The organism is Wenzhouxiangella limi (genome assembly GCF_010499265.1).
Classification (GTDB): Bacteria; Pseudomonadota; Gammaproteobacteria; order Xanthomonadales; family Wenzhouxiangellaceae; genus Wenzhouxiangella; species Wenzhouxiangella limi.
On sequence record NZ_JAAGSC010000028.1, the window covers coordinates 1 to 6,258 of the forward strand.

Below are 6,258 nucleotides of genomic sequence, written 5' to 3' on the forward strand. Positions count from 1 at the left end.
GAGGCCACGGCACCCAACCAGATCGTGACCTGGGATATCACCAAGCTGCCGACCCTGACCCGAGGGCTTTACCTGAACCTCTACGTCATCCTGGACCTGTTCAGCCGCCGCGTGGTCGGCTGGATGGTGTCGCGCAAGGAGAATGCCGGTCTGGCCCGGCACATGTTCTCCGAGGTTCTGAACCGACGCCAGATCGCCACCGAAGGGCTCATCGTCCATCAGGACCGCGGATCACCCATGATCGCCCACAGCTTCGCTGAGCTCTTGTCAGGCATGGGCGTGGAGCAGAGCTTCTCTCGACCCCGGGTCAGTAACGACAACGCCTTCAGCGAGAGTCAGTTCAAGACCACCAAGTACTGGCCCAGCTACCCGGGTCGGTTCCGGGATGAGGCGCATGCCCGGCAATGGTGTCAGGTCTTCTTCCCGGCCTATAACCGGCGGCCGCACGAGGGGCTGGCCCTGTTCACGCCGGAGGATGTCTATACCGGTCAGGTCAAGACGGTCTGGCAAATACGGCAGGCGGCGATGGATCGGCACTATGCCGACCACCCCGAGCGCTACGTCAATGGACCACCCATCGTCAAGCGACCGCCAGAACGAGTTTGCATCAATCCCGACGATGGACAGCCGGCCGAGCAGGTCCTGGCTGACCCGGAAAGCTTCAAAACCGTACCAACCCCGGTCAGCCTCGAGCTACCCGAGGTTGTTACATAGAAAAATGCGCCGATCTGTTGGAAAAAGGTTGACACGTTCCGGGGCCCTGCCATCCTCATCATCAGAATCGCCTCGGCTTACGCTTGGATGCGCGCCAGTTCGGTCAGCAGGTCGAGTAGTCCATCATCGGTCAGGTCCCAGGGTGCGATCGGTCGTAGCCTGGATCCAGCTTGTGGAGCCAATCGCCTCGATGGGGCCGGCGGCGCGGCTGTGGGTAGGAAGATTATCCTCTGATGGAAACGAATAGCCTGCGCCTTGGCCGGGTCTGTTGCGTCGATTCTAAGTCTCAGGCTATTCGGTTGCGCCGGCCCAAGCTCCAACTTGCATCAAGAATTCGGAATCCCAGAACAGCGAAAACTCGGCTGTGTCATCCCATTGTGTTTTATAAGAATACTGATTCACCAAAAATGTCATTTCTATCTGTAATCGGCTGCAAAAAGAGTCCGTGCCGCTACTGTTGTCGAAGTCCAATATGAAGTTATCGATTTGAACGCCATTTTGTATTAACTCAAAATCTACAGTGCAGACAAAGGGTGGCATGCCAGATATTGGAGTAAACGTAGCAAGCAAAAGGACTTTTCCGTCCGGGCACTTTTGGCGCCATAAAGTTACTTTAGTCTCGGAGTCATTGAAGGGTTCTCTGCTGACCGCAGTCCATATGGGTGACTTGGCTTTTATAGGAAGAGGAGAATCAAAGCATGCATCAACGCTAGTGTTTTTGTTCTGAAAACGATCCCTAAATATTTCGCCCGGAAGCCCTACACGCATTAATAAGTCAGAATTCCAATAGAGGTCAAAAGGCTCCGAGATGTTCCATTGAGCATCGAACCTCCGCTGACTGACTAAGAAAGTCGTATTGATCAACAGGTCACTGCAAAATGATGATGATGTGCTTTGAGGATCGGACAACAGCGTGAAGTTTTCATACTGTCCGCCGTTCTGTACTACATCAAAAGAAATGCTGCAAATAAACGGTTTGCCGACGACTGGATCAAAATTCATAAGTAGCAATTCAGAACCGTCTGGGCATTCATGCCGCCAAAGCGCAACATCAAGAGCTTCACTGCCGGTCGAATTCTGCCAAGATGCCGTCCAATTCGTCTCACTTGGAGCTTTTGGCAAAGGGGCCTCTAGGCAGCCCCAAGAGTATGAGGAAAAGAGAATTAGAATAACGAAAAACACGCCACGCATAACCGTCTCCCCGCCATAATCGCCCCGAATTAGCCGTGACCGAATATACCGCATGCTGTCAGAAGCATCAATAATTTTCCGATTTGGGGGCGTTCGCTGAACTCCTACTCTCAGCGTTTTAAAACCCCGGCGGGGCCCATCCAGCTGGGAATGGCCGAAAAGAGCATACGGGCCGCCTCAGGCTCCCAGATTGATCACTTTTGCCTCCGGCCTCCGCCGGCTGTAGATTGAGCACCAATCAACCGTGGGGGCACGTGATGGTTAACACTTCGATTCTCGACAAAGTCGAGTCGGGAGAGCCGGCTCGGCTGATCCCGTTCACGGGCGCGAGGCAGAAGGAAACCGCTGCCGTGTCGGCCCTCTTGGCCGTTTTCCGCATCGTGCCGGAATACGCCAAGGCGATGCTGGCCGACGCCGGGGCGCCGATATCGACCCGGTCGAAGCTCCGCTCCTGGACGGAGGTCTGCTTCAAAAAGCCCAAGCACACACGGGCCACACTGCCCAGGCCCGACGGCCTCCTCATCATCGATACCAGCCGCCGGGAATGGACGGCCCTCATTGAGGGCAAGATCAAGGGAGAGGAGGTCACCACCGAGCAGCTGGAGAAGTATCTCGACCTGGCCAAGGAAGTCGGGGCCGATGCGGTCATCACGATCTCCAATCAGTTCGCGACCATCCCGGAGCATCACCCCACGAAGGTCGACAAGCGGAAGACCAAGAGTGTTGGGCTGTATCACTTCTCCTGGATATCCGTTCTCAGCAACGCCCAGCTACTCGCTGATTCCGAGACCGTAACGGACCGGGAGCAGGCCATCGTGCTGAAGGAATTGATCCGGTTCCTGGAACACGATCACTCGGGCGTCAAGGCCTTCGACCGGATGAGTTCATCGTGGGCTGATCTCTGCGGTATGGTCCAGAACGCCGAAGCCCTGCGGAAGTCCGACCCCAAGCTGGAGCAGGCCATCGCTGACTGGTATCAGCTTTGCCGGTTCCTCGGCCTCACCCTGAGTACCAAGATCGGCAAGCAGGTGTCGGTCGCCCTGAGTCGGAAGCACAAGAACGACGGCGCCACTCGACTCGATGACCACCTCTCCGGGTTGATCGGCTGCAACAGCCTGTCGGAAGCATTCGCCATTCCTAACGCAGCCGGGAATGTCGTCCTCGAAGCCGACTTCGCCAGGCGGACCATGAGCCTGAGCATGAAGCTCGATCCCCCGGGTGATGTCGTTCGCCCGACGGCGGCCATCAACTGGCTCACACGGCAACTGAGGAAGGCGGGTCCGAAGGATGTCCGGATCGGGTGCTCCTGGCCGAGAAAGACGCCTGATACATCGCTTTCTCTGGAAGAAGCCTTGGCCGATCCTGCGGACCTGGTGCCGGATGGAGTGACCGACCGTCCAACGAAACTGGAGGTCAAGCGGGTGATCGATCTGGCTGGTCGGTTCCGGGGAGCGAAGACCGTGATCGAGGACACGGAAGCAGCATTCACGGCCTTCTACCGGGATGTTGGTCAGCACTTGAGTCCCTGGACTCCGCCGCCGCCAAAATATAAGAACAAGCCTGCTCCCGATGATGGCATCGACTCCGAATCCATCCAGGCTCAGGACAACAGTGAATCCAACAGCCTTGAGCAGTAGTGTGGCGACAAATCAGGAGGTATCAGATGGAGAAAGTTCGTGGTTATAAAACTCCGATATGGGCTCAAGCCTGTATGGTTCTGGCTGGGCTTGGGGTTGTGGCTTCAATTATTTTAGCCGTTGTGGCTTTCTATGGAATGCAGGGCCGCATGAGTCCCGCTGAAGCATGGATTTATGTTTACTTATCAGCAGCAGTTTTCCTATGGGCGGTACCCCTGGGAACGCTTGGTGCAATCCTCGCTGAAATCAATAAATATAGGATTTCCTGGAGTCAGAAGAACGGAATTGATCCTGAGGTTAGGCTGAGCCAAGATGACATATCCATATAGGCTTGGCCTGAGGAAATATTTAGGGAATAGCCAGAGCGAAAGGTTATGAAGACTTCAGTAACAACTTGCTGCCAGACCGGTCAATTATCGTCAACCCCCTATCGATTGGTTTTACTTGCTTTGGTGATCAATATATTGCTGATCCCAAGCGCAGCAGTCGCGGAATGGAGCACGTCCATATCACGGGATGAAATGACCGGTAAGGTTCAGGCTTTTGCAACTTCTGATTGGGTCTCTCCAACAAAGCCGATGCGATTCCCGTACAACGATGTTCGGGGGATCATGGGTGTAGGTTGCAAGGAAGGCGATCTGAGCGGCACCCGTTCAGACGGGACCACATGGACCCACACATCCTATTGGGCCTATTTCAAGTTCACTGATGCTCCGAACCTTACGAATGTTGATGTAGCGGATGGTTATAGCACCTTCCGTACACGCGTCCGTTGGGATGATGAAATTGAAACGGTAGAGATGAGGCAGACGTGGGGAGCCCCGTCAATTCAGTTTCGCTCATCGACGTCAGCGATCGAAAAGATCAGCGCCTCCAGTTCTGTGCTGCTAGAGCTCCAATGGCATGGGTCGGGAAAGGTTTATTTTGATTTCCCACTCAACGGTTCAGCGAAGGCGCTGGCTGAAGCCAAGAAAGCCTGTGGCGGCTGATGATAGAAGCATAGGCAATCAGTCCCTCATCCGGCAGACCCGGACAACCCGGCCCGCCTGGACATAAACCTGAATGGTCACGCCTCGCCGGTAAAAGTCATGCCGGTAGCCCGCTGCTCCCCCTTCCCGAGTCTCCAGGCGCACGGTCCGATCAGGCCCAGCCTCGATGACCCGGCGCTCAGAATCCCCGGCCATGATCAGTCGCGAGCCGAAGCGCTCGGATTGGCCGCAATCGGTGGACCGGGCGGAATCGGCGATGGTGATCGCCAGGGTGGTCAAGAGGATCAGCAAGATGTGTCTCACGGCGGGTGTCCCTTCGTTGCACTACTTGCCGGGCAGGGTAGCGGCCAGTAGCTGAACAAGGGCTTACTGAGGCTGCATCAGGGGCCATTCCGAAGCGAAATGGGGGGCGCTGGGTGACGGCACAAAACCCGCAACTGGTCGGGCCGCCAGGAAGTCCCCGCTGTTGCTGGCCAGGCTGGATTCGCCTTACGCTTCAACAGGCGGAATCACAGTAGAAGTCCGTCGACGCCAAATTTCTGCGGAAAAACAAAGCCGCTATCATATAGATCAGCATCGGCAGCCGTCGCACCCAGTCGCTTGGTAAGGAATGCCGCGTCCTACTCCAGCCGATCGGTCAGGGCTTGCTGCTCGGCGGTCATTCGCTTGGCCTCCGCAGTGGCACCACCGCCGCCTGTTCGCCGGCCAGGATGCGCGCCAGCTCAGCGTCCCAGCGTTGCAGTGCTTCGGTGACGTGTGGTCTGTAGTCGGCGAAATCGTAATGTGCGCGGAGGCCACTAATCGAGTGGTTCAGTACCCGTTCGGCGGCATCGGGGAGCACACCAGCCCAGCCGGTCAGCCCGGTTCGTACTGTTCGGCGCAAGTCGTGGCGCGTGAAGTGTTCGGTGATTGGATCGACTCCGAGTTGCTGCGCGGCGGTTTCAATCCTCGGCCAGATATGCCGGTGCATTGCGGAACGTGTCAACCTTTTTCCAACAGATCGGCGCATTTTTCTATGTAACAACCTCGGGTAGCTCGAGGCTGACCGGGGTTGGTACGGTTTTGAAGCTTTCCGGGTCAGCCAGGACCTGCTCGGCCGGCTGTCCATCGTCGGGATTGATGCAAACTCGTTCTGGCGGTCGCTTGACGATGGGTGGTCCATTGACGTAGCGCTCGGGGTGGTCGGCATAGTGCCGATCCATCGCCGCCTGCCGTATTTGCCAGACCGTCTTGACCTGACCGGTATAGACATCCTCCGGCGTGAACAGGGCCAGCCCCTCGTGCGGCCGCCGGTTATAGGCCGGGAAGAAGACCTGACACCATTGCCGGGCATGCGCCTCATCCCGGAACCGACCCGGGTAGCTGGGCCAGTACTTGGTGGTCTTGAACTGACTCTCGCTGAAGGCGTTGTCGTTACTGACCCGGGGTCGAGAGAAGCTCTGCTCCACGCCCATGCCTGACAAGAGCTCAGCGAAGCTGTGGGCGATCATGGGTGATCCGCGGTCCTGATGGACGATGAGCCCTTCGGTGGCGATCTGGCGTCGGTTCAGAACCTCGGAGAACATGTGCCGGGCCAGACCGGCATTCTCCTTGCGCGACACCATCCAGCCGACCACGCGGCGGCTGAACAGGTCCAGGATGACGTAGAGGTTCAGGTAAAGCCCTCGGGTCAGGGTCGGCAGCTTGGTGATATCCCAGGTCACGATCTGGTTGGGTGCCGTGGCCTC

8 protein-coding genes are annotated in these 6,258 nt (G+C 57.0%); 4 read left to right on the forward strand and 4 right to left on the reverse strand.

What is annotated here, in order from left to right; translation table 11 throughout:
* On the forward strand, window positions 1-714 hold a 714-nt coding region (locus tag G3I74_RS01365; RefSeq protein WP_164209440.1), incomplete at its 5' end, for a DDE-type integrase/transposase/recombinase.
* Between the two features lie 291 nt (window positions 715-1,005).
* Here G3I74_RS01365 and G3I74_RS01370 read toward each other — a convergent pair.
* Window positions 1,006-1,905, reverse strand: a complete 900-nt coding sequence (locus tag G3I74_RS01370; RefSeq protein ID WP_164209443.1) for a hypothetical protein — start codon at window positions 1,903-1,905, stop codon at window positions 1,006-1,008.
* 227 nt (window positions 1,906-2,132) lie between these two features.
* On the opposite strand from G3I74_RS01370, the gene G3I74_RS01375 reads away from it, so the two are divergent.
* The 3 genes from G3I74_RS01375 to G3I74_RS01385 are packed head-to-tail and all read left to right on the forward strand — an operon-like array spanning window position 2,133 to window position 4,531.
* Window positions 2,133-3,542 carry a hypothetical protein gene (locus tag G3I74_RS01375; protein WP_164209446.1) on the forward strand — a complete coding sequence of 470 codons (1,410 nt, stop codon included), beginning with the start codon at window positions 2,133-2,135 and terminating at the stop codon, window positions 3,540-3,542.
* A gap of 26 nt (window positions 3,543-3,568) precedes the next feature.
* Window positions 3,569-3,871 carry a hypothetical protein gene (locus G3I74_RS01380; RefSeq protein ID WP_164209449.1) on the forward strand — a complete coding sequence of 101 codons (303 nt, stop codon included), beginning with the start codon at window positions 3,569-3,571 and terminating at the stop codon, window positions 3,869-3,871.
* 45 nt (window positions 3,872-3,916) lie between these two features.
* Window positions 3,917-4,531: a hypothetical protein gene (locus tag G3I74_RS01385; protein ID WP_164209452.1), complete on the forward strand. Its 615-nt coding sequence runs from the start codon at window positions 3,917-3,919 to the stop codon at window positions 4,529-4,531.
* A gap of 18 nt (window positions 4,532-4,549) precedes the next feature.
* Here G3I74_RS01385 and G3I74_RS01390 read toward each other — a convergent pair whose 3' ends face one another.
* The 3 genes from G3I74_RS01390 to G3I74_RS01400 all read right to left on the reverse strand — a co-directional run.
* A complete protein-coding gene (locus G3I74_RS01390; protein WP_203594450.1) occupies window positions 4,550-4,834 on the reverse strand; it encodes a hypothetical protein in 285 nt (94 codons plus the stop codon).
* Between the two features lie 355 nt (window positions 4,835-5,189).
* Window positions 5,190-5,501 carry a site-specific integrase gene (locus tag G3I74_RS01395; protein WP_164209457.1) on the reverse strand — a complete coding sequence of 104 codons (312 nt, stop codon included), beginning with the start codon at window positions 5,499-5,501 and terminating at the stop codon, window positions 5,190-5,192.
* Between the two features lie 43 nt (window positions 5,502-5,544).
* A partial coding sequence (locus G3I74_RS01400; RefSeq protein WP_164209440.1) for a DDE-type integrase/transposase/recombinase occupies window positions 5,545-6,258 on the reverse strand: 714 nt, incomplete at its 5' end.